This window comes from Nostoc sp. CMAA1605 (assembly GCF_021596505.1).
Classification (GTDB): domain Bacteria; phylum Cyanobacteriota; class Cyanobacteriia; order Cyanobacteriales; family Nostocaceae; genus Trichormus.
The window spans coordinates 40,209-66,416 of record NZ_PJIZ01000031.1 but is presented as its reverse complement, the minus strand read 5'-3'; the positions used below and the strand labels follow the sequence as shown (position 1 = coordinate 66,416).

Here is a 26,208-nt window from a genome sequence, read left to right as displayed (position 1 = left end):
CCAACATCCCAAGGATAGGGGGTGATGTTCGTCAAAAGCACCGATACCCATCAATGTGGTTGTGACGGGGATTTGGCATAATTCTGCTAATTCTTGAATTTCTGTGTGGGCATTAGATGCGATCGCACCACCACCGACGTACAGTAAAGGACGACGGCTTTCTTGAATTAACTGAATGGCGGCGTTGATTTGGCGGGGATTTCCCTTAACGGTGGGACGATATCCAGGTAGTTTGACTGTCCCTGGTTCTACAGGTATATAATCAAATTCCTCAAACGCTACATCTTTCGGGACATCAATTAACACTGGGCCAGGACGACCGGTACTAGCAATGTGAAATGCCTCAGCTACAATGCGCGCCATATCGGCTGGGTCACGCACTACATAGGAGTGTTTTACTATTGGTAGAGTGATACCGTAGATGTCTGTCTCTTGGAAAGCATCCGTACCAATCATTTTCCGTGGTACTTGTCCGGTGACAATCACCATCGGAATCGAATCCATGTAAGCTGTCGCAATACCTGTGACTAAGTTAGTTGCGCCAGGGCCGGAAGTACCGAAGCACACACCAACTTTACCAGTGGCGCGGGCATAACCATCAGCAGCATGAGCCGCTCCCTGTTCGTGCCTCACGAGAATATGCTTAATACTGCCAGTTGCTTCTACTTTGTACAGGTCATCATAAATCGGTAGAATTGCCCCACCAGGGTAGCCGAAGATATATTCGACACCGTGGCGCAGGAGACTATCCAGTAGTGCAGAACCACCAGTGACCCGTTTTGGGAACACATCTGATGATATAGAGCTGACAGATTGGGTATGTTGCTCTGTTTGTGAGGGACTAGTCGGGGAAGGCAAGCTCACAGTCACGATCAAACCTCAGAGGATAGCTAAGTTAATACGAAATTTCTGTATTTAATATTTCAATTTTAGTTGAAAATTTCAACCAAGTTATGACTGAAAATTATATCTTGAGGATGTAGCTAAAGCACGAAGATCGTGTACGAGCCTGCCTGTACAAGATGACTCATGCTTCTAGTGTAGAACTGAAGCAGGTCATATTGGTTAATTTTTCCTGACTTAGCAAGATTAAAAAGGGTGTAGGGGTTTAGGGGTGTAAGGGTATAGGGGTTACAAACATGAATTATTGCTCAGGTAGATTGTTTTTCCCAATGCCCAATGCCCAATGCCCAATGCCCAATGCCCTATAAACTATTAGGAATACCTACGACAGCACAGGGGAAATTAGGGCTTATCTGTTGAATGAGGGGGTGATAAATAGATTTACACCCTAAGAATAAGATGTCAGCCGATTCAATTTCTACTACCGTTTTCAGTTCTTGACTGAGATTACCAAAGCGTAGATGTGATTTAAAAGAACCTTGCCATTCTTCTGCTAGGCTTCTAGCTTGCCACAGAATTCTATCGGCTTCTTGGATGGTGTTTAGTGTCTTTTGTTGTACATTGGATACAGTTTCCCGCGCAGTTGGGTGTATTAATATAGATGTGTGCGATTTGGATATTTCACTGACGGAAGACGCAAAGTTTGGTAACTTTCTATTCAGCTTCAGTGGATGAGATGTTGCCTCACTATAGCCGTCTTCTACGACATAAACAGCTTGGACTACCACTTCTTGATTAGCTGCTAATCGGGTTTGATGTGCCATCCAAAAAGCTATGTCTAATGCGGTATGGCTACTAGGAGAAGCATCATAACCCACAATTAAGTTTATGGTTCTATTGATTGAGGACTGCTCAGGAAAAGCTGGCTTTGGTTCGGGAAGTAATAAGATTTGCTCGATGATATCGTCCCGACCCATCGCACTTTGCAACCGGGCTAACATTGGCTTGATGTTCACAGCTTTGACTTCTCCTAAACTTAACTAACAATGAATGAGAAGTAGGGTTAACACGAATAAATCCAGATTTATCCGCTAGGAATCCCCAATAACAACTGGTAATAAAGCCAAAGTTTTGGGGGTTCCTTCCATTGCCGACGGAGTTAGCTGACGGGCTAAGACTGGAAGGTGTCTTTCTTATGAGTGTGACGCGGTGTTATACCAATTCACAATTCGCAATGGACTTCGTCCCGCTACGCTAACGCAATTCGCAATGGACTAACGTCCCGCTACGCTAACGCAATTAAAAAACTTAGATGCAGCAAAACTTTCAGGGTTTACATCTGTATCAGGTTTTTCGTGAAATGGTGTGAGGGGTAGCGTGGCTTTTAGCCGATGTTGAGTGGTTAGTTGCTCCCTTAGTGACACTCGCAGATGCTTCACTCTATATATTTAAGATGCGCCCCATAATTTGGTTCCTCCGCTTCAAATTTTGGTTAACTTAATTTGAATTAGGCGACCCACTACAGAAATCATAAATCACTTTATTCTTCGTGAGCAAAATATTGATCGAGAAAGTTGAGTGCGTGATTGCGGATTTCAAAGTATTCTTTAGAGTTACGGATAGCAGCGCGATCGCGTGGATGGGGAAAGGGTACTTCTAAGATTTCCCCAATGGTAGCGGCTGGCCCGTTAGTCATTAATACGATGCGATCGGACATATAAATAGCCTCATCAACATCGTGAGTAATCATCATCACTGCTTGCCGATTACTTTCCCAAATATCTAAAACTTGCCTTTGCAATTTACCTCTAGTTAGAGCATCTAATGCACCAAAAGGTTCATCCATGAGTAACATTTTTGGACGAATTGCTAAGGCTCTGGCAATGCCCACTCGTTGTTTCATACCTCCAGAAATTTCATCAGGATATTTGTCTGCTGCCGCCGTTAAGTTTACCATTGCCAAGTGTTCGTTCACAATGCTAATTTTTTCAGCCCGATTAGCATTTTTTAACACTTCATCGACAGCTAGGCGAATATTCTCTCTAACTGTTAACCAAGGTAACAAAGAATAGTTTTGAAATATCATCATTCTTTCTGCCCCAGGCTTGCGAATCTCTTTACCATCAAGGCGTACAGAGCCGGAGGTGAGTTTTTCTAACCCCGCTACAATTTTTAACAAAGTAGATTTACCGCAACCGGAATGTCCGATGACAGAAATAAATTCATCTTCACCAATGGTCAAATTCACATCATTAAGTACGATAAAGTTACCCTTATCTGGTGTCGGATAAGACTTCACTAAATTTTCGATTTCTAAAAAGTTAGGTCTGGACATAGGTGGTTGATGAGCCTTGACGGTTAAAGGTGTAGATTTCATGTCAATTATTCCTATTGATTGTTAACTGTTGACTGTTGACTATTGACTGTTACCTAATTTCAAGACATAAAAAATCTAGTTGGTGCGTTGGCTCTAATAGCAAAGCTATTTAAATAACTCACAGGGTTACTAGGGTCAAAACCCTTTTTATCGATAAACACTTCTGGCGGTTCGACTTTATAGTCGTCTTGGGGACATTCAATACCCATTTCACTAGCTATGTCTCGATATAAATCGGCTCGCCAGCCTTGCTCGGCTAATTTCTCGGCATCTTTAGGAAATTCTCTGATTTGCCCCCACCGGGCAGCTTGAGTCATTAACCAAAGACTTCTGGATCTCCATAAAAATGTCGAGTGTTCACCAGGTACTTTGGGTAGATTGTCAGGAATATCAAAGAAAATAGTTGTATCTGGGGCGTTGATGGTGCGGTCTTGACCATCAAAACCACCATAGTTGTAATTCCCCAGAATTCCAGGTGCGGTAAATTTAGTTATTGGTGCATTGGGATTTTTGGGTTTTGCACCTGTAAAGGAACGATCTGTAATTAATTCGGCGATTTCTTGGCGGTGTTCGGGCTTGCTACAATACTGGCAAGCTTCTATCATGGCTTTGACTAGAGAACGATAGGTTTTGGGATAGTTGACAATAAAAGATTCCATCACCCCTAATAATCTATCTGGGTGTCCTAACCAGACTTCTTTTCCTTGAGCAAAGGTGAAACCAATACCTTCGTTACCTTTAATGGCTCTAGTGTTCCAAGGTTCGGCTACCATGTAGGCTTGCATAGCTCCTATGCGTACATTTGTGACCATTTGGGGTGGTGGAACTATGATGACGCGGAACTCTTTGAGAGGATCAACGCCAGCCGCTGCCGATACATAACGCACAAAGTATTCGTAAATTGCGGAACTTAAAACGACAGCCCAGACTTTATTTTCTGGTGTTTGTTTGTCGAAGTAGTTACGAAAATCTCTACCAAAGGCTTCTAACGCACCATCGCCATATTGTTGTTGATATTCATACCAAGGACGCAAACCAAAATCCCACATGGCTTTGTTCATGGTCATGGCATTACCGTGGCGATGAATGGTCATGGCTGCACACAAGGGGGCGTGGCGTGCGCCTTCTGCACCGATGCGGGCGTTGGTGACTGCACCAGAAACGACGGGGGACGCATCTAGGCGACCAAAGATTAAACCATCACGGGAGTTAGCCCAACTAGCTTCACGGTTGAGCTGGACGTTTAAACCATATTTGCGAAAAAAGCCTTTTTTCCAGGCGATCGCAAATGGCGCACAATCATTAACAGGAACGTATCCGACAATTAAGTCTGGTTTTTCTAGGTCTTGGGGTCTAACTACTGGTCGTACTGCTAGGGCTTCCTCCGTTAGTCCTTTGGCTGATTTATCTGCTGATACAGCACAAGAGGAAAGTGTCATACCTGCGGTAGTGGCACCTATACCTTTAATAAAATCTCGTCTTGTCCAGTTAGAGTTATTCATGCGGCGTTGAATAATTTAATTAGCTCACGCACAAGTGCAGAGGCGCACAGAAAATCTGCGTCTATTGAGTGTTATGAAAAGTTCGCCTCTTCTCTTTTACTTAGAGACTATCGGACGATGGGTGACTAGTTCTTGCAGTTTGCCGACGGCAAAGTCTAGGATGAGTCCAGTTAAACCGATGACGAATACCGCCAGAAATACTGAACTCAGGTTTAAACGACTCCATTCATCCCAGACGAAAAAGCCTATCCCAACACCACCAGTGAGCATTTCTACTGCAACGATGACCAGCCACGCAATTCCTAAGCTGATTCTCAGACCTGTGAAAATGTAGGGTAAACTGGCAGGCCAGATAATTTTGGTGATGCGTCGCCATTGGGGCATTTCTAAAACTTGGGCGACATCTATATAATCTTTGGGGACGCTGGCGACTCCCAAGGCTGTGTTAATAATGGTCGGCCATAGGGAGGTGATGAAAATTACGAAAATTGCCGAAGGATCGGCTAGGTTAAAGATGGCGAGGGCTATGGGTAGCCAAGCTAGTGGTGATACGGGTTTGAAAATTTGAATGATGGGATTGAGTGCTAGCATGGCAGGTCTAGACATCCCAATTAAAAATCCTAGAGGAATTGCCACTACTGCACCCAGGGCAAAGCCTATGAGTACACGGCGTAAGCTGGCTATCAGTAACCAACCAATGCCTAAGTTACCGGGGCCTCTTTGATAGAAAGGGTTGAGGATGTAGTCTAAGTTGGCGACTAGAGCTTCTGGTGGTGTGGGCATTAACTCATGATTTGCTAATGCAATCACCCACCACAGTAATATAATCCCTAAAAAACCTATAATGGGTAGTAATACTACATCCCTCATAATTACAGGTTTAGTCTTTTTCCAGACAGCTTGACTGGCAACAGCTAAAATAGCTGCCAAATTTAATTGCAGTATCATAGACGCAACCTCAACAGAGTTAAGTGCAGGTACAAAAAAAGCCGAGCAGTACCAGCCTCGGACACTGATGAGAGCTAAACATTAATAAAATGCTGTCTCTTCAGTCTCCTCTCAATGCCTACGAAGTTAGCTGACGGGCTAGGGCTGAGAGTTGCCCCTCTTGAGAGAGTATGGAGTTATCTAAAAATTTGTAACTCTTAGGTAATTACTTTCTGCAAGATACGCCCCAAAAGTGGTTCCTCCGTTCCAACTTGATTATGATTTTTAGTTGGATTAGGCTGACTTACTCAATATAGATATTAGTGACAAAATTGTATCATCTTTTTTAAGTATAAGCAACTTCTGAATCATAAATGTTATTTATTAAAATGCTCAGAGTTTTGATTATTTTAGTCAATATCAGTGTGTAAATAAGAGTTTCAGAGGATTTCCCCAGAAATTCTACAATTTATGTGAGTAATTATCTAGAATCGATGGTTGTATTGTGAAAGGATGGGCTAGAATTGGAAGCTTAATAATATATTTCAAGTGATAGATGAAATTTTTCGCGGATTTATATAATTGTCACTACACTCGTTACACTAATTACATATAGAATTGATTCCTCTATCACCTAGCCGATTTTAAAAGCATGGATTTTAGTCAATTACTGGCTGAAAATACGCATAAGATCATCGAAAAATGGATTCTCAAAGTTCGTAATGATCGCCACATAGAAAGTGCTGATGATTTATCTTACACAGCGATTAAAAATCATATTCCTGACATTTTTCAGGCAATGATCACCGTTTTATCACCTTCTCAGGAGGGTGATATTAAATCCATCGTCACGGCTAGTTGGCAGCATGGACTATTACGCGCTGAACAAGGCTTTGATCCGTCCGAAATCGCGCGTGAATATTGTCTACTACGAACAGTCATATTTGATACGATAGAGGGTGAGTTATCGCAGGGTACACCAGTAGAAATTATTCGTTATATGCGGTTAATTGATGCGGTGATTGATGAAGCGATCGCACGGTGTTTTAATAGTTATGTAGGAGAACGCTTACGGGAATTACAGAGTTTACAAGCTTCTCTGACGCTGCACAATGAAGAACTGACACGCTTAATTAATGCTAATCAAGACAACCTATCAGAATTAGCACATGAGCTTAAACATCCCCTAACAGCAATTATTGGTTACTCAGATTTATTTTTAAGACAACAAAGACGACAGGGTACGACAAAAGATAATTATGTCAATTTAGATCATATTGAACGTGTACTCCGCAATGGTAGACATTTGTTAAGATTAATTAACAATGTCTTAGAACTGTCAAGATTTGAAGCTGGTAAACTCCAACTCCAAACAGCATCTATTAATGTGCAGGAATTAATTAGTAATGTCTGTGAGATGCTAGAACCGCTAGCAGAAGAGAAGAATTTAAAAATTATAGTTGATAGCGATCGCCTACCGCCAGAGATAATCACAGATGGCTTTCAATTACAACAGATTGTCACAAATCTTGTGAGTAATGCCATCCGTTACACAGACTCCGGCACTATTAGTATAAAGTGTGAGGTGCTGGATAGTCAAAAGTGGGCGATCGCAGTTGCCGATACTGGTATTGGTATTGCACCAAAAGACCAATACCAAATATTTGAGCCTTATTTTCGTGTTAACTCTGAAGAACGTCCTCGGCTTCCTGATAGTACAGGCTTAGGTTTAGCAATAGTGGCGCGTTTAGTCAAACTATTGCAAGGAGAAATTAATTTAGTGTCTCAAGAAGGTGTTGGCTCTACTTTCACAGTAACTTTACCATTGGATATCAGCAAAAAACTAGAGAATAATTAGAGCTTTTCTAAAGACAGTAAACCGTTGTTGTGACAGTATTAAAACTAACTGCCACATCATAGCCAATTCTGATAGTAAACAGCCTCGCATTTGGATTCTTTTATTTTAACCTCAATGCTGTTTCTACACCAGTAGAATCAATACCATATTCGCCAGTTTCTGCGTCAATGACAATCATCTTAGCAATATTGTCTTCATGCTCAACATTCTGACGAATACCGTTGTCGTAAAAATGTTTAGCCCTGCTTGCTACTTCTTCCACACTCCAGAAAATAGCCTGCATAAGAATTACACCTAATTTTGTTGTTTCTACTATTGTAGTATTGAGAGTTTTATTCTTACATTCATTTCTCGTAAATGATGTGTATTTATGACAACAAGCCTTGTTTTTTCAACTTAGCTAAAGCATCTTCAGCCGCCGCTTTTTCTGCTTCTTTTTTATTTCGTCCCACCGCTTCCCCGTACTTTTTATCTCCCACATAAACCTCAGCTTTAAATTCTGGTGCGTGAGATAAACCACCTATTTGTGTTGTTACATAGTTAGGAGTAGTCGGGCCAATATTGCGCTGTACCCATTCTTGAAAGCGATTTTTGGAATCTACATTTGAGCGAGATACTACAATTTGTTCAGGTACAGCATCAAATAATGGTTCAATAATAGCTCGCACTGCTTCAATATTAGATTCATTATCTAAATAATAAGCACCAATTACCGCCTCAAATGTACTACTAAGTAAATTAGGATTTTGATAACCGCCATCACGAATTGCTCCTCTACCTAAGCGCATCCTAAAATCTAAGCCGACTTCCAGAGCAAATTTAGCTAATTGTTTTTCATCGACTAATGCGGAACGTCGCCTTGTTAATTCATCTTCTCCTTTTTCGGGGTGACGGCTATAAAGATATTCACCACTTAAGAAATTCAGCACCGCATCACCAAGAAATTCTAGGCGTTCATTATGTTCGCCTTCACCTGGATTTTCATGAACATAGGAACGATGAGTCAGTGCGCGACGTAAAAGTTTTTCGTCATGAAATGTTAGAAGTTTGTGCATTTTTTCTTGTTGCAGTAATTAATGTTGGGAAATGGAGAAACGCTATGTCTTTTAACATGAAAAAACCGCAGTAATGGCGGTTTTTGTGAAATCAATTTGAGATAATAAACTAGGAACAAAAATTTTTTAGGCAGCAATTACTTCTAAATCAATTAGAAACAATTGTTGATTGTGTTTTTGTACTTTACCATCCTTGACGGCAGCATCAACAAATTGACTAAAGTTTTTAAACTTCGTTCCATCAGGTTTACAAATAGAGGAAAATCCCTGATAGTGATCACAAAGCTTACGCATCAATTGGTCAATAGATGAAAATGTTGTTTTCTTCTCTTGCTGCAATAGTATTTTGATTGCTTGAGTTAAGTGCTTGATACCTTCATTATAAGTGATTGAGAGGTGAAAAGAAGTGTTTTGATGTTGACCATTTGTCTGTAATAGAGGAATTAATTCATCGGTGAAGTAAAATTGATCAGCAACTTCTATCAATTTTTGTTTTACATTACCTGTTTGAGCAAAAATTATTACTTGTAAATTCAATTTTTTGAGATGTCTAACTAATTTTACATAATCTCCATCTCCTGAAACCAGGATAACTACATCTGGAGATTGTTCACTGTCAACGCTGTCAATATCCTCTAAGCAATCTGCTATTAATTGATTATCTGCACTGTTTTTTAGAGGGCAGGGAACATCACGATAATCCAAATTTAGACTAGCAAGCTCTTTTTTTACACCAATTTGGTTGTTACACTTAGAATTGTAGTAGATGTTTTTGCGAACTAAAATTCCTTTTGAGTTAGCAATTTCTAGTAAAACCTTAGCAGTTTCTAGAGATAATTTAACATTCTGATAGTCCCAGTATAAAGCTACTACAGGTTTTCCTGGGGTAGTTTGTATATTTGAGATTTTATGAATAATTTTCATGGTATTTTGCCCAGATTTTCATTTTGTTTACTGGACAGCAGACAAACCACACATCAGGCAAAGGAATACTGTGCAAGGATTATATAGACAGTATTTATTTGCTTGATTCTGCACGTTTTAGATAATTTCCTTTGATTCTAGTCTCAGCAGTAGAACTCTATGATTCCTACCGAGCTTTGAATTATCCTCTCTCATGAGCATTTAGTTCAACCATTTGCTCAAAATTAAGTTGAATAAGTATTCAAGAGAAAGGATAGCTCAAAGCTTGGGAGGAAACTAAGAGTTATGCTGCTGAGACAACATCAAAAGCTAGAAACTTTACGTGGGAGTTATTTTGCTGTCTTAAGTATAGAATTGCACAACCAATTCTGGATGTCAAGATATTGTTTGACAAAAAAAGTACCACCGCATACGAGTAAGTTTAAAGTCACTATAGCTCATTGAAAATTTATATTTTCAGGAAATATCTTATTTAAATCGATAGATAAATCGGGAAAACAAGGAAAATAAATTACTTGATTGGGCAGGAAAATTCGCTTAGTTGAATAACCGTATTTCCCTTGAATATCTTGATAGGGTTCACTGTAACATTCCAAATGATTGTCAAATAAATTAAATATCCAATAGTCAGAAATACCTGCTTGAGCATAGAGAGGTAGTTTCACATCTTGGTCATAACTTAAAGACGAATCTGCTACTTCCATCACTAACAAAACATCAGCAGGGCTAGGATGAGCATAAAAATAATCATCAAGGCGGTTCTGCACAATAGCAAAATCCGGTTCGGGTTCGCTGTTAGGCGGTAAAGTAATAGGGGCTTGGGATTGCAAAGTAGCTCTATCGCCTATGACTTTTGGCAGTTCTTTTAATAACTTTCTTAAGCAAGTTTCATGGGCTGTACCCTTAGATACCATTTGAATCAGTTCCCCCTTAATTAATTGGATGTGGTCATCCTCATGGAGAAAGCCCAATTCTATGAGTCTGTGGTACTCATCTAATGTGAAGCGTTTAGTTTGAGCGATACTCATAAATTTTGCCCCCAGAGTAATACACAAACCATATTCTTATAACCCTTATTCTAAATGAGCCAGAAATTGATATGCTAAAAACCAAGACTAGGTTAAGAGTGCTGAGTGCTGAGTGCTGAGTGCTGTTAGCGGTAGCGCGGCGTTTAGTCGGTGCTGAGTGTTGAGTAGTGAATGCAGGAGAATGAAAATCCAATGCCCCATTCCCTATGCCCTATTCCCCATTCCCAATCCCTAGTCCCCAATCCCCAGTCCCCTATCTGTAAACCATGCCTGCGCCTACTATCAACCCGACAATTACTTCATTTCCCTTGACGGCTGTAGTCGGTCAAGAAGCCATTAAACTTGCTTTATTATTAGCAGCAGTCGATCCTGGGTTGGGAGGAGTAGCGATCGCAGGTCGTCGCGGTACGGCAAAATCAGTAATGGCGCGTGCTATTCACGCTTTGTTACCACCGATTGAAGTTGTCACCGGTTCAGTTAGCAACTGCGAACCCAACCACCCAGAAGAATGGGATGATTATCTGTTGGCTGAGTGCGCCGATAAAGATATTCAGGATGTCCCAACGCAAATTATTCCTGCGCCGTTTGTGCAGATTCCCCTGGGTGTCACGGAAGACCGTCTCCTGGGTTCTGTGGATGTGGAAAAATCAGTGAAGCAAGGAGATACAGTATTTCAGCCTGGGTTACTCGCCACAGCTAACCGGGGTGTGCTGTATGTAGATGAAATCAATCTTTTAGATGACCAGATATCTAACCAGCTATTAACAGTCCTTTCTGAAGGACGTAACCAAATCGAACGGGAAGGGATTAGTTTTCAGCATCCATGCAAATCCCTGTTTATCGCCACCTACAACCCAGAAGAAGGAGCATTACGAGAGCATTTATTAGATAGAATTGCGATCGCTCTTTCGGCTGACGGTGTTCTCGGTCTAGATCAAAGAGTCCAAGCAGTTGAGCAAGCGATCAGTTATTCTAAATCACCCCAAGACTTCCTCCAACAGTACAGTGAAGATATCGACGCGCTCAAAACTCAAATTATCCTGGCGCGGGAATGGTTGAAGGAAGTCACCATCACCAGCGAACAAATTGCTTACTTAGTCAATGAAGCCATTCGTGGTGGTGTCCAAGGACATCGGGCAGAATTATTCGCGGTGCGGGTAGCGAAAGCGGCTGCGGCTTTAGAAGGTCGAGCCACAGTCAACGCTGACGATTTGCGCCGGGCGGTAGAATTAGTGATTGTCCCACGGGCGACTGTGGTGCAGACACCCCCACCAGACCAACCACCCCCACCACCCCCACCACCACCACAAAGCCAAGACGAGTCAGAACAAGACCAACAAGAGGAAGATCAAGAAGAAGACAAAGAAGACCAACCAGACGAACCCCAAGAACAAGAACCCCCCAGCATCCCAGAAGAATTTATCTTTGACCCAGAAGGGGTAATCATGGATGACAGTGTGCTGTACTTTGCTCAAATGGCACAACGTCAGGGTAAATCTGGAAGTCGTAGTATTATCTTCTCTGATGACCGGGGACGCTACATCAAGCCGATGTTACCTAAAGGGAAAGTCCGCCGCATTGCTGTAGATGCGACCTTAAGGGCGGCTGCACCCTACCAAAAAGCCCGACGAGAAAGACACCCAGAAAAGAAAGTTATTGTCGAACAAGGGGATATTCGCTCTAAACGCCTCATCCGCAAAGCCGGGGCATTGGTGGTGTTTGTCGTGGATGCTTCGGGGTCGATGGCTTTGAACCGGATGCAGTCCGCTAAAGGTGCGGTGATGCAGCTATTAACTGAAGCCTATCAAAACCGTGACCAAGTAGCATTGATTCCCTTCCGAGGAGAACAAGCAGAAGTCTTACTACCCCCCACCCGTTCCATTGCTTTAGCCCGTAACCGCTTGGAAAGATTACCCTGTGGCGGTGGTTCACCCCTAGCACATGGTATTACCCAAGCTGTCCGCATTGGGTTAAACGCTCAAATGAGTGGTGATATTGGGCAAGTCGTGATTGTGGCAATTACTGACGGACGAGGTAATATTCCTTTGTCTCGCTCTCTAGGTGAACCCCAAGAACCAGGAGAAAAACCAGACATTAAAGGGGAATTACTCGAAATTGCTGCCAGAATTCGCGGTTTGGGAATGCAGCTATTAGTCATAGATACTGAGAGTAAATTTGTCTCTACTGGCTTTGCTAAAGAACTAGCCCAAACAGCAGGCGGTAAATATTATCACCTACCCAAAGCCACCGATAAAGCGATCGCCGCTATGACCAAAGGCGCGATCGCTGATTTAAAATCTCGGTAAAATTTAGGGGTTTAAGTCTCCGGCTTCTATCAAGCCGCAACTGTTATCGCTGGATTTCCCCGTCATCAAACGGAAAAAGCGAATTGTGTACCACTTTGCTACGCAACGCTACCGTGAACGTGAAAGCAAGCTACGCGGTAGCGTCTCGTCGTACAGAAGTGGGGCATTAGCCCATTGCGTTAGCGTTCGCGGTAGCGTCTCGTAGAGAAGCGGGACGTTAGTCCATTGCGAATTGCGAATTGCGAATTGCGAATTGATTCAATCTGTTTATCTAATCTTCTCTATAATTTAGTCAAATATGTCTGCGATCGCGTCAGCAAATCCAGTGCTGAGAATCTAATTTTTAACCTACATCCTACATAGGAAAAACAAGAGTTATTATGTCTCAATGCTGATTGAGACCAAAAATCTCGTATATTAGCACAGGAAACTTTATTGTTGTGTTCTATTACATCCTAAGAGGATTAAATCATGCTGGAATTGTTGGGTTCAGGTTTGGTGTCACTCTGGCTGGAGATGGCTGGGGTTCAGGTCAAGCCTTCAGAGGCCTTAGATGCGCTGACTTGGCAAAGTAGCCCTGGCTTAGTAATTGCACCCGATCCCAATCCAGCAGGGGCTAATACTGTTAAACAATATTTGCAAGGACTATTAAAATCTAAACTGATCGCCCAAAATCTCACCCCCAACCAAGGAATTTGGATGCAGTCGGGGCCTGTGCTGATGGCTGATCATCAAGGTACAACACCTTTACCTGCGGCTTCTCTCACTAAGATTGCTACTTCATTGGTGACTTTAAAAACCTTTGGTTCAGAACACCAATTTGATACCATGATTAGTTCTACAGGGCCGATAGTCAAAGGTGTTGTACAAGGTGATTTAGTTGTTAATGGTGGTGGCGATCCCATGTTTGTTTGGGAAGAAGCGATCGCTTTGGGTAATACGCTCAATAAAATGGGGATTAAGCAAGTTAAAGGCAATTTGGTGATTACTGGCAATTTTGCCATGAATTTCCAGCGTCATCCCCTATTGGCGGGACAAATGCTCAAGCAATCCCTCAATTCTAAAACTTGGACTCGTCCAGCGATTTATATTCACTCCATCATGCCCAAGGGTACACCAAAACCCCAAGTGGCGATCGCTGGTCAAGTCAAATTTATCGCCCAACCCAACCCCCAACAAACTCTTTTAGTGCGTCATCGTTCTCTACCCTTGAAGCAATTAATCAAGGAAATGAACGTGTATAGCAACAACGAAATGGCGCAAATGCTAGCAGAATCAGTAGGTGGTCATACAGTAGTACAGACTAAAGCCGCAGAATTTGCTAATGTTCCCCACGGAGAAATTCAGTTAATTAATGGTTCAGGACTAGGGCCAGAAAACCGCATTTCCCCCAGGGCTGCTTGTGCGATGTTAATGGCTATTCAACAGGAAGCCGCAAATCATCAACTGAATTTAGCTGATTTATTTCCCACCTCTGGCTTCGATAAGCGAGGAACAATGCAGCATCGTCACCTACCAATGGCGACTGTGATGAAAACAGGTACTTTGCGCGATGTCAGTGCTTTAGCTGGAGTCGTACCCACACGCGATCGCGGTTTAGTTTGGTTCGCCATCATTAACCGCGGCCCACAAATCTCCGCCTTCCGCCAAGAACAAGACAAACTTCTACAAAATCTAGTCAAACAACTAGAAATCTCCCCCAGCGTTCCCAATGCTTTAACACCGCATACAGCTAAATCACTACCAGATTTAGGCAATACTAGCCGGAATGAGATTGTGTTTCGGGGGTAAGAATTTAGGGGTATAAGGGTGTAGGGGTGTAAGGGTGTAGGGGTATAAGGGTGTAGGGGTGTAAGGGTGTAAGGGTGTAGGGGAACACAGGGGAAGAAAAATCTCATACCCAGTCCCCAGTCCCCAATCCCCAGTCCCCAATCCCCAATCCCCTATTCCCTACTTCTCGGAATAATTTCCGTCACTACCCGATTTCCAGAACCACCACTGACGACGATATTTTCAGTTTGCAGATTACCTACGGCTTTTTCACCCTTGAAATTAACAGGGGGATTAGCTTGTTGATAGGCTACATTTCCTTGGGCTTCTAATAATTTTTTTTCTAAATACCAAGTCATTTTTTGAGCATTCAGGGTTTGACGACGCTGTCCAATAGCATTGACGTTGCCTGTTAAATACGCTATTTTTTGGGGTATTTTCATTTCCCCTTGATTGGCAGTAACAGTTAATTTTTCTACTTTGTGAAAGATGCGTATAGGGGAATTTGTAATCACATTTTCTGCTTTCATGTTCCAAATCATAGAGTTACTGGCAATCTGCATTGGCGGTTCTAATAACTCTATTTGGGCATTTTTTTGTAGGAATGCTACTTGGGTTTTCAGGTTGAATTCGGCGGCGTTACCTCTGGCGCGATCGCTGATTTGATTATTTTTATAACGGTCAATCTGGACTGGGCGATCGCCAATTAATTTTTCTTCTTTAATCTGCCAAATTAAATGTTCGGTTCGCATTTGCGTCTGGGGATCAACTGATTTGGCAACTACACCACCAGATAATTCCATGCGTTGTTCACGAGTTTTAACTTTAGCTTCTTGGGCAACCGCTTGTAATTGCTTATGATTACCATTAATTTGGTTACGCATAATTAATAAATCTTCTTGGGGTCGCCATTCTAATTCATTTCCTCGTAAAACAATCCCATTTACGGGGTCAGTTGCGACTATTTTTCCTCGCAAAAACAGTTGTTTGCCATCTTGTTCAATATCTGCTTTCTCAGCTGTTACTTGATAAACTATCTTGCCATCTTGATACAGTTCTCCATAGGGGCTTTTTGCTTCACCAATTTGTTTTTCTTTGGTATATTGGGCTTGTTTAGCCTTCACTCTCCAGACTGGTCTACCATCTTCATCTGCTTGTTCTAGGGTGACATCAAAGAATGTTAAATTACTCTCTTGATTAGGTGAACTAGTATTATTTGGTTGGCTATTCCTGGGTACTTTATTTGTACAGGCAACTAAACCCAGGACTAAAACAAGATTGATAGCAAGGTAAAAACCATATTTGGATAGGAAACAGAATAGGGGGAAAGTTTTTTGAATTCCCCCCTGTTGATTTAAACTTGCATTTTTTCGGAACGGTGTTTGCTGATATTTCATTAATCTTGAATTTCTAAATGTCCATCGCTGGGATCATCTAAAAATCCCATACCCGATAAGGGTCGATAGGGATAGCTTTGGCGGGGGGTTTTTTGTATGTCTTCTTTGATAGCTTCTAAATCAATATAGCGATCGCTGACATTAATTAAGCTATCACTAGTCATAGAACGCAAACTTACAACCTCCACCCTAACCCCACGATAACTGACGGAATTAACTGCATAAGCTAAATCCCCGTCACCGCTAACTAACACGGCTGTATCGTAGGAATCTACTAAAGCCATCATATCTACGGCGATTTCTACGTCTAGATTAGCTTTTTTTGAGCCATCTGGTAGCTGTACTAAGTCTTTAGCGATGACTCTATAGCCATTGCGCCGCATCCACAACAGAAAACCCTGTTGTTTTTCGTTGGTGCGGTCTACACCAGTGTAGAAAAAAGCCCGCAATAACCGAGAACCACCCGTTAAGCGACAAAGCAGTTTCGTGTAATCAATTTCAATTCCTAGTTGCAATGCAGCATAAAATAAGTTTGAGCCATCAATAAAGATAGCTACACGCCCTCGATTTTCTAAAACCTGTTCCGGGGTAAATATCGAGTCATTTTCCAAATTATTCAACATTGTTGTCATACCTCAATTTTTATCTTTGATATTTTTGATAGAAGTTTTCAAGTGGAGAATACTAGGGGTTTATGATAACTTTCCAGGGCTAAAAGTAAAGTTTAGCCCCGTTAATTTTTGCGAAAAAATAAAAATGGCACTAGTGTGTGATTAATCAAAAATTAAAAAAACTAATCGTTTTTTGGTGGTTCTATGCGTTTGAAAATGGGTTGTGGTTTTCCTAAAGTTTGTTGGTTAGATAGTAGCCCCCATTGGGCATGGGTGGCAAAACTGGGTGTTTGTTCGTTAAAGTTAACTTCCCAGCCTAACTGCTGATAAATCTCACTGCTAATATTGGGAATCACTGGAGATAGCAAATAAGCTGCTAGTCTGACTGATTCTAGAACTGTATAGAGGACAATTTCGACTTCCTGCTGTTTACCTTGTTTATAGAGTGTCCAAGGTGCTTGATCATCAATGTACTTGTTACTGGCTTGTACCAATGACAGCACAGCTTCACAAGCTTGATTGAAAGCTAGTGATTCGTAGGCTTGTTTGACTTTTTCTCCTAGATTGACACCGATATTTTGCAAAGGATTATCCGCCGCAATAGCTTGGTGGTTAACTGCAAGTGCGTTTTCCGCACAGTATTTCTTCACCATGTTTAAGGTGCGATTGAGCAAATTACCTAAATCATTTGCCAAATCTGCATTTAAAACATTAATGAATCTAATTTCATTAAAGTCGCCATCTTTGCCAAATTCGATTTCCTTAAGGAAGTAATAACGAACGGCATCACTACCATAGCGTTGTAATAATGCTACGGGATCTAAAGTGTTACCTAGACTTTTACCCATTTTTTGCCCATCTTTGGTTAAAAACCCATGACCAAAAACTTTTTCTGGTAAAGGTAGATTTGCCGACATCAACATGGCAGGCCAATAAACGGCGTGAAAGCGGAGAATATCTTTGCCAATTAAATGCAGGTTAATCGGCCACCATTTAGCTAGGGCATTTTCTAAGGTGGGTGTGTCATCAGCATCTAACAGTGCTGTGACATAACCAAGTAGAGCATCGAACCAGACATACAAGGTATGCTTGGGATCAGCAGGTACGGGAAAACCCCAACTCACGTTGATCCGGGAAATGGAAAAGTCTTGTAAACCTTGGCCTACGAAGTTGAAAACTTCATTACGGCGACTTTCTGGTTGAATAAAATCAGGATGAGCTTGATAAAATTCTTCTAACTGGGTTTGATATTTAGATAAGCGGAAAAAATAGTTTTGTTCGTCTCGCCACTCAACTTCTTTGTTGGTATGAATCGGACAGCGATTGCCTTCTAATAAATCCCTCTCTTCTTTAAATTCTTCACAAGATACACAATACCAGCCTTTTTGTTGCCCTTGATAAATATCGCCAGATGACCACACTCTTTGAAAAAATTCCTGCACAATTGCTTCGTGGCGGGGTGAGGTGGTGCGAATAAAGCGATCATACCTAATGTTGAGCAAGTCCCATAAGGAAGAAAAGCTAGCAGAGATTTGATCGCAAAACTCTTGTGGTGCTTTCCCTAGAGTTTCTGCGGAACGCTGAATTTTTTGTCCGTGTTCATCTGTACCTGTAATTAATAGCACTTGCCGCCCTAGCAAGCGATAAAATCGCGCTAGGGTATCCGCCGCCATAGTTGTGTAAGCACTACCTACGTGGGGTACATCGTTTACATAATATAACGGGGTTGTTAGTGCAAAGGTCTTTTCTGTTTGAGCCACTATATTCATGCAAAATAAAAATCAAATTATTAAATCGTCTAATGTTTTACTTATCAAGGCAAAACCAAGCAATTATATAACATTACTATCCTTTTTTCCAACCTCAATTTAATATTAGCAAATTTCCTACATTTGGCATGATTTTTTAACTGATAGAAATATTACTTATTTCGATGATAAAGACGGTAATTGACTAAGAACAATCTTGATCAATGAATTTTATTACATCTGTGTTGCTATGTAATTTACACCTGCAAATAGCTGAGTTTTGTTGCTTCTTGGGGATAGGACATTTCTACCTTAAGACTGTCATGGTATTAGTGAAGAAATGTAAAAATTAAGTCAAGATAAACTGCGATATTTTCCCGAAAAGACATAAATTAGTTATGAGTCTCCATAGTCCTCTTGACATTTCTCGATCTTTCTTAGCGACTGTTTCCACAAAGATGTTTCGCTATTATGAGGATCGCATCCCCAAAGACGCTAGTTTGTTAATAGTGAGCAATCATCGCAGTTTTATGGATGCCCTGATATTAATGGCAGCATTAGCTAGTCCGATTCGCTTTGCTTGTCATCATTACATGGGAGAAGTACCCATTTTGCGAGAGATTGTTACCGGACAATTAGGTTGCTTTCCTTTAGAAGAAAATCAACAGCGTCAGCAAAGCTTCTTTTCTCAGTCCCAACAGCTATTAAAAAAGCAACAAATGGTAGGAGTATTTCCCGAAGGTGCTAACCCAATGGTGAAGTACACTCAACCCAATCATGTAGGTGAATTTAGGCGTGGTTTCGCACACCTAGCTTTACGTGCCGATGTGCCAGATTTAGCTGTTTTACCAATTGCGATCGCCTCTTTAGAAGAAGTCAACACCGCCGCTTTTCCCTTGAGGTTGTTAAGTCTGTTTGACCCTTCTGAACCTCTGTTTCATCAATCAGGTTGGCATCCCCTGGTTATTTATCATCGGGTGGCTGTGTTAATCGGTCGTCCTTATTGGATTACCTCTCAACATCAACATCAATATCACGGTAAACAAGCTAAAAATGTTGTAGCTGAACTAACTACATATTGTCACCATGAAATTGCCGACTTACTATTACAAGGCTGTTATTAACATTATCAACATGGGAGTTGTTTTTAATTCACCAGTATAGATAATTCTTCCCCGGTTTCCTAAATGGTATTTTCTATCGACGTATTCAACAGAATGCCTAGAGATTTATCTAGGATAATCATCAGTAATTTAGACAAAATTTGGATAAATTTATCGGTTTTTACACTTGTATAAACAAGTTAATGGCAATGCCATCAAACAGGGGAAGCAGGGGGAGTAAGAATTTTGATGATGATCTTCGTTTTCACTTGTGGAATAATTTAATTTCTGAAATTCCCCTACAAACCTTGAATGATTTACCCTGTTCCACTTAGCAGATTTATCTTGAGTATGGGCAGACAAACTAGACAATTATTAATTTATCGTAACATTTCTCAAGCAGTTGTTACACTTATAGTTATGATTTGATGAGAATTTAAGCTTTAGATATTTTTGAATTTATTTACCATGTTGAGTATTCATGGAGTAAAGCTAAATCAGACGCATAAAACCCAGAAAGATTAGCCATAATGCCAGAAGTTGAACTAAAACCGTGTTTTCTCACCCCTAGACAAGTGAAACCAGAGTTCCCACTATTTGTGTATTTACCGGGAATGGATGGAACTGGAAGACTATTGCGATCGCAAACGGCGGGATTAGAAGTAGGCTTTGATGTGCGGTGTTTGGCAATACCCCGACAAGATTTGACAAGTTGGGACGTGCTGACAAGTAATGTATTGGATTTAATCCACACAGAATTAGAAAGAAGTTCTCAAAGGCCTATTTATTTGTGCGGTGAATCTTTTGGCGGTTGCTTGGCGATGAAAGTAGCCATTGCAGCCCCACACCTATTTAAACGGATGATTTTAATTAATCCTGCGTCTGCATTTAAATTACGTCCTTGGTTAGATTGGACATCACAACTAATGTACTTAGTTCCAGGGTGTTTTTATGATGTGGGTGCATTAGGTTTACTCCCATTTTTGGCATCTTTACCCCGAATTTCTCGGAGTGTCAGACAAGAACTGCTAAAAACTATGCGTTCTGTACCTTCAGAGACAGTAAATTGGCGAGTATCAATGCTGAGGGAATTTAGTATTGATGAGGATAAATTGCGTTCCCTGCAACAAACAGTTTTATTAATAGCAGGTGGTAGCGATCGCCTCTTACCATCTGTCAGTGAAGTAGAACGCCTAGCCGAAATTATTCCCCATAATCAGAAATTAATTCTACCCGAAAGTGGACACGCCTGCTTATTAGAAGAAAGCGTAAACCTCTATAAAATTCTCCAGTCGCATAACTTTGTAGAGACAAAAATCACCCCAATAGTCAAAAATACCCTGTGGAAATAACAAAGGGTTAAAAACTCATGTAAGCTAATCGTCATTCATTTTTCCAGACTGATTCGCTTGTAGTAAGGGCTTTAGCCCTGGTTTTATGCAACTTAAATGCTGATTAACTTATCAAACTTTGTGCTGTTTGGAAGATGTCGACACTCATCGGACTTGGCTACAACCAAAACAGAGAGTAGGTACTGAGGCAAATACTCAAAAATGTCAGATAATCATCAATCAGTTGATCCATCCCCAAATCGAACATCCTTAAGCAAGAATTTGTCTGAAACTGCCCTGAACACAGGTAAAACCTTGTTAGATAAAGCAGTAGATATAGGCACAGCAACAGCAAAAACCACACAAAACTTACTGGAAAAATCAACTCAAATCACAGGTACAGTCATCAATCATATTGGGGAAAATTGGCTAATTAGAAGAATATCTGGCTTTTTGAATCTGAATTGGCTAATTGGTGCTAGTGACAATGTTGATTTTGCCAAAATGGCAGTTGCAGTTAAACAACTCCAACAAAAATATCCCCAAGAATCACCAAGGCAAATTGCCCATCGCATCATGACGGAAAAAGCGGCTAAAGCTGGTGGGATTGGGTTAGCTAGTAGTATTTTGCCAGGATTCGCAGCCGCCCTACTAGCTGTAGATTTAGCAGCAACCATGCAATTACAAACAGAAATGTTGTATCAAATTGCCTTTGCCTATGGACTAGATTTACAAGACCCCAGTCGGAAAGGGGAATTATTGACAATTTTTGGTTTAGGCTTGGGTGGGAATCGTCTCTTGAAAGCCGCCGGATTAGCTTTATTGCGGAATGTTCCCTTTGCTGGAGCCGCGATCGCCGCTAGTACCAATGCCACCATGAGTTATTCTCTAGGGTATGCGGCTTGTCGATTTTATGAAGCCAAACTAGACGAATCCGTATCCTTAGAATCGCCGGAAACAATAGCTAACTTAAAAGCAGAAAGCGAAAAATATCTAGAAACCGCGATCACTCAACAAGCAGTCATGGATAAAATCTTAGTGCGGATGATTTTAGCTAGTCACCCTGAAAAAACTTGGCAAGAAATCCTACCCCAACTGCAAGCAGCTAACCTCAGTCCCACTTCCCTATCAGCCATTGAGCAGAATATCAAATCACCCCAACCCCTAGATCAACTACTGAACCAACTAGATCGGGATTTTGCCATACCCCTACTAGCGCAATGTCGAAAAATTGCCCAACTAGACAATCAGACTACAGCAGCAGAGCAAGAAATTATCACAGCGATCGCCAATAAATTTGACCTTGAATAGCACTCAAAAGTCATTCCATTTACTCAGAATCCATACCAGGCGATCGTAAATTTCCCAATCCCCAATCCCCAATCCCTCACTCGGAAAATTTTAAGCAATACTTGTACAAGAAGTAAGTTTACGCAAAATGCAAAAATGGCAATTCAACTAAGTGACAAGCCTTTATTAGAGTGGGCAGGAGATACGCTAGCGATCGCATTATTTGAAGAAGCGGTAGAGTTAACAGGGGAACTCGCAACTTTAGATGGGCAGTTTGCTGGCATTTTAAAAGAAGTCATTGCCGAAGAAGAATTTACAGGGAAAGCCAACAGCACCGTTTTTACCCGCGTCAGTGGTGCTAGTCCAGTTAAAAAAATCATTTTGGTGGGTTTAGGAAAAGCCGAGAACCTCAAATTAGAAACAATTAGACGGACGGCTGCGGCTGTTGGCAAAGTCGCCAAAAAACAAAAAAGTAAAGTTTTAGGCTTGAGTTTTCCCTTGTGGAACAATGATCCATCTGCCACCGTGCAAGCACTGGCTGAAGGCGTACAACTAGCCTTATACCAAGATATCCGCTTTAAATCAGACCCAGAAGATAAAGCCTCACAGGTGGAAACTATCGAATTTCTGGGTTTTGCCGGACAAGAAGCCGCCATTACCAAAGCCAATCAAATTGTGTCCGGCGTGATTTTAGCCAGACAACTAGTAGCCGCACCAGCCAACACCGTAACACCGATTACGATGGCAGAAACAGCCCAACAAATTGCCCAAGACCACGGTTTGCAGATAGAAATTTTAGAACAAGCCGACTGTGAAAAATTGGGTATGGGTGCTTTTTTAGGTGTGGCGCAAGCTTCTGATTTACCACCGAAATTTATTCACCTCACCTATAAACCAGAAGGTACACCCAAACGCAAACTTGGAATTGTGGGTAAAGGCTTAACCTTTGATTCTGGTGGACTGAACATCAAAGGTGCAGGTAGCGGCATCGAAACCATGAAAATTGATATGGGTGGTGCAGCCGCAACATTAGGCGCAGCCAAAGCGATCGCCCAACTCAAGCCTGATGCTGAAGTTCACTTTATCTCAGCCGTCACCGAAAACATGATTAGCGGTCACGCCATGCACCCAGGAGACATCCTGACCGCATCTAACGGCAAAACCATCGAAGTTAACAACACCGATGCTGAAGGACGTTTAACTTTAGCAGATGCTTTAGTTTTTGCTGACAAATTAGGCTTAGATGCCATTGTCGATTTAGCCACCCTGACTGGGGCTTGTGTGATTGCCTTGGGTGACGACATTGCCGGGTTGTACTCTCCTGATGATGCCTTAGCCAAACAGCTAGAGCAAGCCTCAGCCACTTCAGGCGAAAAAATTTGGCGGATGCCAATGGAAGACAAATATTTTGAAGGCTTAAAATCTGGTATTGCCGACATGAAAAACACCGGCCCCCGCCCTGGTGGTTCAATTACCGCCGCCTTATTCCTCAAACAGTTCGTTAAAGAAACAGCTTGGGCGCACCTAGACATAGCCGGGCCAGTTTGGGCAGACAAAGATAATGGCTACAACAACACCGGCGCAACCGGCTTTGGCGTGAGAATGTTGGTTGATTGGGTACTGGAGAATTAAGGGTATAGGGGTTTAGGGGTATAGGGGTATAGGGGTTTAGGAGTATAGGGAAAGAATAAATATAAATTATTCTTCCCTTACACCCTTACACCCTTACACCCTTACACCCTTACACCCTTACACCCTTACCAACTATGTGCTATTGTTGGCTTACCGTCATCAGCTGTTGCAAAAGTAACAAGACTAACTTGACGGTAAGAAAGTAAAGGTTTTTCAGCAAAGCCATCTGGTAAAATTTGTAAGGTTTCTAGAAGCTCTAAGCAATGGGATCGACTGGCGTGCGGATAGCAATTGATGCAATGGGAGGGGATCACGCTCCCGGTGAAATCGTTACTGGCGCGGTGCGAGCCAGTGAAGAATTAGGTGTAAAAGTTTTATTAGTGGGTGATCCCCAAAAAATTAAAGCTGCCTTGCCCCCAAAAACCAATTTGGAAGGAGTGGAAATCATTCCGGCTGAGGATGCGATCGCAATGGATGAAGAGCCTTTAAATGCGGTGAGACGCAAACGCAAGGCTTCGATTAATGTGGCGATGGATTTGGTCAAGCAACAACAGGCCGATGCAGTATTCTCAGCAGGTCATTCTGGCGCGGCTATGGCATCAGCCCTACTCCGTTTAGGAAGATTGCCTGGGGTTGACCGTCCAGCCATTGGCACGGTATTTCCGACAATTAAAGCAGGTAAGCCGGTTCTCATCTTGGATGTAGGAGCGAATGTCGATTGTCGTCCTAAATTTTTAGAACAGTTTGCCGTGATTGGTTCGATTTATAGCCAATACGTTCTCGGTACTGATGAACCGAAAGTGGGTTTGCTCAATATTGGTGAAGAAGATACCAAAGGCAATGAGTTGGCTTTACGGACTCATGAACTGTTGCGGGAAAACCGTTATATCACCTTCATCGGCAATGCGGAAGGCAGAGACGTACTGTCTGGTGAGTTTGACGTAATTGTCTGTGATGGCTTTGTGGGTAACATCTTACTCAAGTTTGCCGAAGCTATAGGTGGAGTCATCCTGCAAATCTTACGGGAAGAATTACCCCAAGGACTGCACGGACAAATTGGTACAGCACTATTAAAGCCAAATCTCAAGCGCATCAAACAGCGTATGGATCACGCCGAACATGGCGGGGCTTTGCTGTTGGGTGTTTCAGGAGTTTGTTTGATTGGTCATGGCAGTTCTCAAGCACCTTCAGTGTTTAACGCCATTCGTATGGCAAAAGAAGCTGTTGATAACAAAGTCATGGAGCAACTGCAATCTCAATATGAGATGCTACAGAGTGAGAGTAGTTAGCAATCAGCCATCAAACTAGCAATAGCTACTAACAAGTCATTGGTTAGCAGTTAGAGACTAATGACTTATGACTGATAACTAATGACTAACAGCTGATAGCTTGGGAGATTAGGAGTGCAAAATTTAGGCATAGCAATTATAGGAAGTGGTTCCGCAGTACCAGTCACTTCCCTGCACAATCAAGAACTAACCCAACTGGTAGATACCTCCGATGAATGGATTACTACCAGAACAGGAATTCGCCAGCGCAGGTTAGCCAACTCTACTGAGTCATTGAGTACCCTAGCGACGACCGCCAGCCAGCAAGCGATCGCCGCAGCTGGAATTACACCAGCTGATTTAGACTTAATTTTGCTGGCAACTTCCACACCAGATGATTTATTCGGTAGCGCGTGTAGAGTTCAAGCTGAGTTAGGAGCGTCCCAAGCAGTAGCCTTTGACCTCACAGCTGCTTGTTCTGGATTTGTATTTGGGCTAGTCACAGCAGCCCAATACATTAGAACAGGGGTATATCGCAATGTACTTTTAATCGGGGCAGACATCCTCTCTCGATGGGTAGATTGGCAAGATAGGCGCACCTGCGTCCTGTTTGGTGATGGGGCTGGTGCGGTTGTATTGCAAGCCAATGATGGCGATCGCCTCTTAGGTTTTGCCCTCAAAAGTGATGGCACTCAAAACCACTACCTCAACTTGGCCTATCAAGGCACTTCCCAAGAAATCATCCCAGGTGCCAACATCACTCAAGGCAATTATCAACCCATCACCATGAACGGCAAAGAAGTTTACCGCTTTGCTGCCCAAAAAGTCCCAGAAATCATCGATAAAGCATTATTTGCGGCGAATCTCACCGTTGATCAAATAGACTGGCTACTACTACATCAAGCTAATCAACGCATTTTAGATGCAGTAGCACAACGCCTCAATATTCCTAACGATAAAGTAATCAGCAATCTAGCCAACTACGGCAACACCTCCGCCGCCTCCATCCCCATCGCCTTAGATGAAGCCGTGCGGCAAGGTAAAATCAAAACCAACGACATCATCGCTGCATCCGGCTTTGGAGCAGGTTTAACCTGGGGTGCAGCCATCTTCCACTGGGGACGTTAGTGAATAGGGAATGGGGCATTGGGCATTGGGAATGGGGCATTGGGATTAAAAGCTCTCCTGTCCCTTGCCCCTCTGCTTCTTAACCCAGTCCCCAATCCCCAATCCCCAGT

22 protein-coding genes, 1 pseudogene and 1 riboswitch are annotated in these 26,208 nt (G+C 42.1%); of the genes and pseudogenes, 9 read left to right on the top strand and 14 right to left on the bottom strand.

The window, feature by feature from the left end:
* From CV014_RS13140 to ntrB, 6 genes are all read right to left on the bottom strand, one after another.
* Positions 1–870, bottom strand: an 870-nt coding sequence (locus CV014_RS13140) for a thiamine pyrophosphate-binding protein (protein WP_329608385.1), incomplete at its 3' end; no start/stop codon positions are given.
* A gap of 335 nt (positions 871–1,205) precedes the next feature.
* On the bottom strand, positions 1,206–1,844 hold the full coding sequence (locus CV014_RS13135; RefSeq protein ID WP_236142442.1) for a universal stress protein: 639 nt from the start codon (positions 1,842–1,844) through the stop codon (positions 1,206–1,208).
* 273 nt (positions 1,845–2,117) lie between these two features.
* Positions 2,118–2,267, bottom strand: coding sequence for a hypothetical protein (locus CV014_RS30620; RefSeq protein ID WP_236142439.1), 150 nt, complete (start codon positions 2,265–2,267; stop codon positions 2,118–2,120).
* Between the two features lie 116 nt (positions 2,268–2,383).
* Positions 2,384–3,220 (bottom strand): ABC transporter ATP-binding protein, encoded by an 837-nt coding sequence (locus CV014_RS13125; RefSeq protein WP_236142438.1) that lies wholly within the window; start codon positions 3,218–3,220, stop codon positions 2,384–2,386.
* A gap of 59 nt (positions 3,221–3,279) precedes the next feature.
* Positions 3,280–4,722, bottom strand: coding sequence for an ABC transporter substrate-binding protein (locus CV014_RS13120; RefSeq protein ID WP_236142437.1), 1,443 nt, complete (start codon positions 4,720–4,722; stop codon positions 3,280–3,282).
* Positions 4,723–4,818: 96 nt separating this feature from the next.
* A complete protein-coding gene (gene ntrB, locus CV014_RS13115) occupies positions 4,819–5,670 on the bottom strand; it encodes a nitrate ABC transporter permease (protein WP_236142436.1) in 852 nt (283 codons plus the stop codon).
* A 100-nt stretch (positions 5,671–5,770) separates the two neighbouring features.
* Positions 5,771–5,960: riboswitch (cyclic di-AMP (ydaO/yuaA leader) on the bottom strand.
* A gap of 341 nt (positions 5,961–6,301) precedes the next feature.
* Between ntrB and CV014_RS13110 the strand changes: the two genes are divergently transcribed.
* The gene (locus CV014_RS13110) at positions 6,302–7,507 is read left to right on the top strand and encodes a sensor histidine kinase (protein ID WP_236142435.1); all 1,206 of its coding nucleotides are present in this window, start codon (positions 6,302–6,304) and stop codon (positions 7,505–7,507) included.
* 7 nt (positions 7,508–7,514) lie between these two features.
* On the opposite strand, the pseudogene CV014_RS13105 reads toward CV014_RS13110, so the two are convergent.
* The 4 genes and pseudogenes from CV014_RS13105 to CV014_RS13090 all read right to left on the bottom strand — a co-directional run bounded on the left by CV014_RS13105 (position 7,515) and on the right by CV014_RS13090 (position 10,514).
* Positions 7,515–7,790: pseudogene (locus CV014_RS13105) on the bottom strand (hypothetical protein).
* An 85-nt stretch (positions 7,791–7,875) separates the two neighbouring features.
* The gene (gene rnc / locus CV014_RS13100; protein WP_236142434.1) at positions 7,876–8,562 is read right to left on the bottom strand and encodes a ribonuclease III; all 687 of its coding nucleotides are present in this window, start codon (positions 8,560–8,562) and stop codon (positions 7,876–7,878) included.
* A gap of 126 nt (positions 8,563–8,688) precedes the next feature.
* Positions 8,689–9,486: an NYN domain-containing protein gene (locus CV014_RS13095; RefSeq protein ID WP_236142433.1), complete on the bottom strand. Its 798-nt coding sequence runs from the start codon at positions 9,484–9,486 to the stop codon at positions 8,689–8,691.
* 437 nt (positions 9,487–9,923) lie between these two features.
* Positions 9,924–10,514 carry a Uma2 family endonuclease gene (locus tag CV014_RS13090; protein ID WP_236142432.1) on the bottom strand — a complete coding sequence of 197 codons (591 nt, stop codon included), beginning with the start codon at positions 10,512–10,514 and terminating at the stop codon, positions 9,924–9,926.
* Positions 10,515–10,780: 266 nt separating this feature from the next.
* Between CV014_RS13090 and bchD the strand changes: the two genes are divergently transcribed.
* A complete protein-coding gene (bchD, locus tag CV014_RS13085; protein ID WP_236142431.1) occupies positions 10,781–12,820 on the top strand; it encodes a magnesium chelatase ATPase subunit D in 2,040 nt (679 codons plus the stop codon).
* Between the two features lie 471 nt (positions 12,821–13,291).
* Positions 13,292–14,611 carry a D-alanyl-D-alanine carboxypeptidase gene (locus CV014_RS13080; protein WP_236142430.1) on the top strand — a complete coding sequence of 440 codons (1,320 nt, stop codon included), beginning with the start codon at positions 13,292–13,294 and terminating at the stop codon, positions 14,609–14,611.
* On the opposite strand, the gene CV014_RS13075 is transcribed toward CV014_RS13080, so the two are convergent.
* The 4 genes from CV014_RS13075 to metG form a co-directional block, all read right to left on the bottom strand.
* The gene (locus CV014_RS13075; protein ID WP_236142429.1) at positions 14,570–14,752 is read right to left on the bottom strand and encodes a hypothetical protein; all 183 of its coding nucleotides are present in this window, start codon (positions 14,750–14,752) and stop codon (positions 14,570–14,572) included. The two genes, CV014_RS13080 and CV014_RS13075, sit on opposite strands and share 42 nt — an antisense overlap.
* Positions 14,753–14,763: 11 nt before the next feature.
* On the bottom strand, positions 14,764–15,987 hold the full coding sequence (gene lptC, locus CV014_RS13070) for an LPS export ABC transporter periplasmic protein LptC (RefSeq protein ID WP_236142428.1): 1,224 nt from the start codon (positions 15,985–15,987) through the stop codon (positions 14,764–14,766).
* On the bottom strand, positions 15,987–16,610 hold the full coding sequence (locus CV014_RS13065; protein WP_103139118.1) for a LabA-like NYN domain-containing protein: 624 nt from the start codon (positions 16,608–16,610) through the stop codon (positions 15,987–15,989). The genes lptC and CV014_RS13065 overlap by 1 nt, the downstream gene beginning before the upstream one ends.
* Before the next feature lie 170 nt (positions 16,611–16,780).
* Positions 16,781–18,367, bottom strand: coding sequence for a methionine--tRNA ligase (gene metG / locus CV014_RS13060; protein WP_236142427.1), 1,587 nt, complete (start codon positions 18,365–18,367; stop codon positions 16,781–16,783).
* Between the two features lie 377 nt (positions 18,368–18,744).
* Here metG and CV014_RS13055 point away from each other — a divergent pair, with 377 nt between their 5' ends.
* From CV014_RS13055 to CV014_RS13030, 6 genes are all read left to right on the top strand, one after another.
* On the top strand, positions 18,745–19,470 hold the full coding sequence (locus CV014_RS13055) for a lysophospholipid acyltransferase family protein (RefSeq protein ID WP_236142426.1): 726 nt from the start codon (positions 18,745–18,747) through the stop codon (positions 19,468–19,470).
* Positions 19,471–19,979: 509 nt separating this feature from the next.
* On the top strand, positions 19,980–20,801 hold the full coding sequence (locus CV014_RS13050) for an alpha/beta fold hydrolase (RefSeq protein WP_236142425.1): 822 nt from the start codon (positions 19,980–19,982) through the stop codon (positions 20,799–20,801).
* A gap of 201 nt (positions 20,802–21,002) precedes the next feature.
* Entirely contained in the window at positions 21,003–22,091 is a 1,089-nt protein-coding gene (locus CV014_RS13045) for a hypothetical protein (protein WP_236142424.1), read from the top strand.
* A gap of 135 nt (positions 22,092–22,226) precedes the next feature.
* Positions 22,227–23,702, top strand: a complete 1,476-nt coding sequence (locus CV014_RS13040; protein ID WP_236142423.1) for a leucyl aminopeptidase — start codon at positions 22,227–22,229, stop codon at positions 23,700–23,702.
* Between the two features lie 263 nt (positions 23,703–23,965).
* A complete protein-coding gene (plsX, locus tag CV014_RS13035) occupies positions 23,966–24,991 on the top strand; it encodes a phosphate acyltransferase PlsX (protein ID WP_103139124.1) in 1,026 nt (341 codons plus the stop codon).
* A gap of 114 nt (positions 24,992–25,105) precedes the next feature.
* Entirely contained in the window at positions 25,106–26,098 is a 993-nt protein-coding gene (locus CV014_RS13030) for a beta-ketoacyl-ACP synthase III (protein WP_236142422.1), read from the top strand.
* Positions 26,099–26,208: the final 110 nt, after the last annotated feature.

What these genes read in the sequence shown, in the direction of transcription:
- CV014_RS13095 (WP_236142433.1), bottom strand. Translation starts at nt 9,486, where the DNA reads ATGAAAATTATTCATAAAATCTCAAATATACAAACTACCCCAGGAAAA.
- CV014_RS13125 (WP_236142438.1), bottom strand. Translation starts at nt 3,220, where the DNA reads ATGAAATCTACACCTTTAACCGTCAAGGCTCATCAACCACCTATGTCC.
- CV014_RS13040 (WP_236142423.1), top strand. Translation starts at nt 22,227, where the DNA reads ATGGCAATTCAACTAAGTGACAAGCCTTTATTAGAGTGGGCAGGAGAT.
- ntrB (WP_236142436.1), bottom strand. Translation starts at nt 5,670, where the DNA reads ATGATACTGCAATTAAATTTGGCAGCTATTTTAGCTGTTGCCAGTCAA.
- lptC (WP_236142428.1), bottom strand. Translation starts at nt 15,987, where the DNA reads ATGAAATATCAGCAAACACCGTTCCGAAAAAATGCAAGTTTAAATCAA.
- rnc (WP_236142434.1), bottom strand. Translation starts at nt 8,562, where the DNA reads ATGCACAAACTTCTAACATTTCATGACGAAAAACTTTTACGTCGCGCA.
- CV014_RS13090 (WP_236142432.1), bottom strand. Translation starts at nt 10,514, where the DNA reads ATGAGTATCGCTCAAACTAAACGCTTCACATTAGATGAGTACCACAGA.
- CV014_RS13045 (WP_236142424.1), top strand. Translation starts at nt 21,003, where the DNA reads ATGTCAGATAATCATCAATCAGTTGATCCATCCCCAAATCGAACATCC.
- CV014_RS13080 (WP_236142430.1), top strand. Translation starts at nt 13,292, where the DNA reads ATGCTGGAATTGTTGGGTTCAGGTTTGGTGTCACTCTGGCTGGAGATG.
- metG (WP_236142427.1), bottom strand. Translation starts at nt 18,367, where the DNA reads ATGAATATAGTGGCTCAAACAGAAAAGACCTTTGCACTAACAACCCCG.
- CV014_RS13135 (WP_236142442.1), bottom strand. Translation starts at nt 1,844, where the DNA reads ATGTTAGCCCGGTTGCAAAGTGCGATGGGTCGGGACGATATCATCGAG.
- CV014_RS13110 (WP_236142435.1), top strand. Translation starts at nt 6,302, where the DNA reads ATGGATTTTAGTCAATTACTGGCTGAAAATACGCATAAGATCATCGAA.
- CV014_RS13065 (WP_103139118.1), bottom strand. Translation starts at nt 16,610, where the DNA reads ATGTTGAATAATTTGGAAAATGACTCGATATTTACCCCGGAACAGGTT.
- plsX (WP_103139124.1), top strand. Translation starts at nt 23,966, where the DNA reads ATGGGATCGACTGGCGTGCGGATAGCAATTGATGCAATGGGAGGGGAT.
- CV014_RS13050 (WP_236142425.1), top strand. Translation starts at nt 19,980, where the DNA reads ATGCCAGAAGTTGAACTAAAACCGTGTTTTCTCACCCCTAGACAAGTG.
- bchD (WP_236142431.1), top strand. Translation starts at nt 10,781, where the DNA reads ATGCCTGCGCCTACTATCAACCCGACAATTACTTCATTTCCCTTGACG.
- CV014_RS13055 (WP_236142426.1), top strand. Translation starts at nt 18,745, where the DNA reads ATGAGTCTCCATAGTCCTCTTGACATTTCTCGATCTTTCTTAGCGACT.
- CV014_RS13120 (WP_236142437.1), bottom strand. Translation starts at nt 4,722, where the DNA reads ATGAATAACTCTAACTGGACAAGACGAGATTTTATTAAAGGTATAGGT.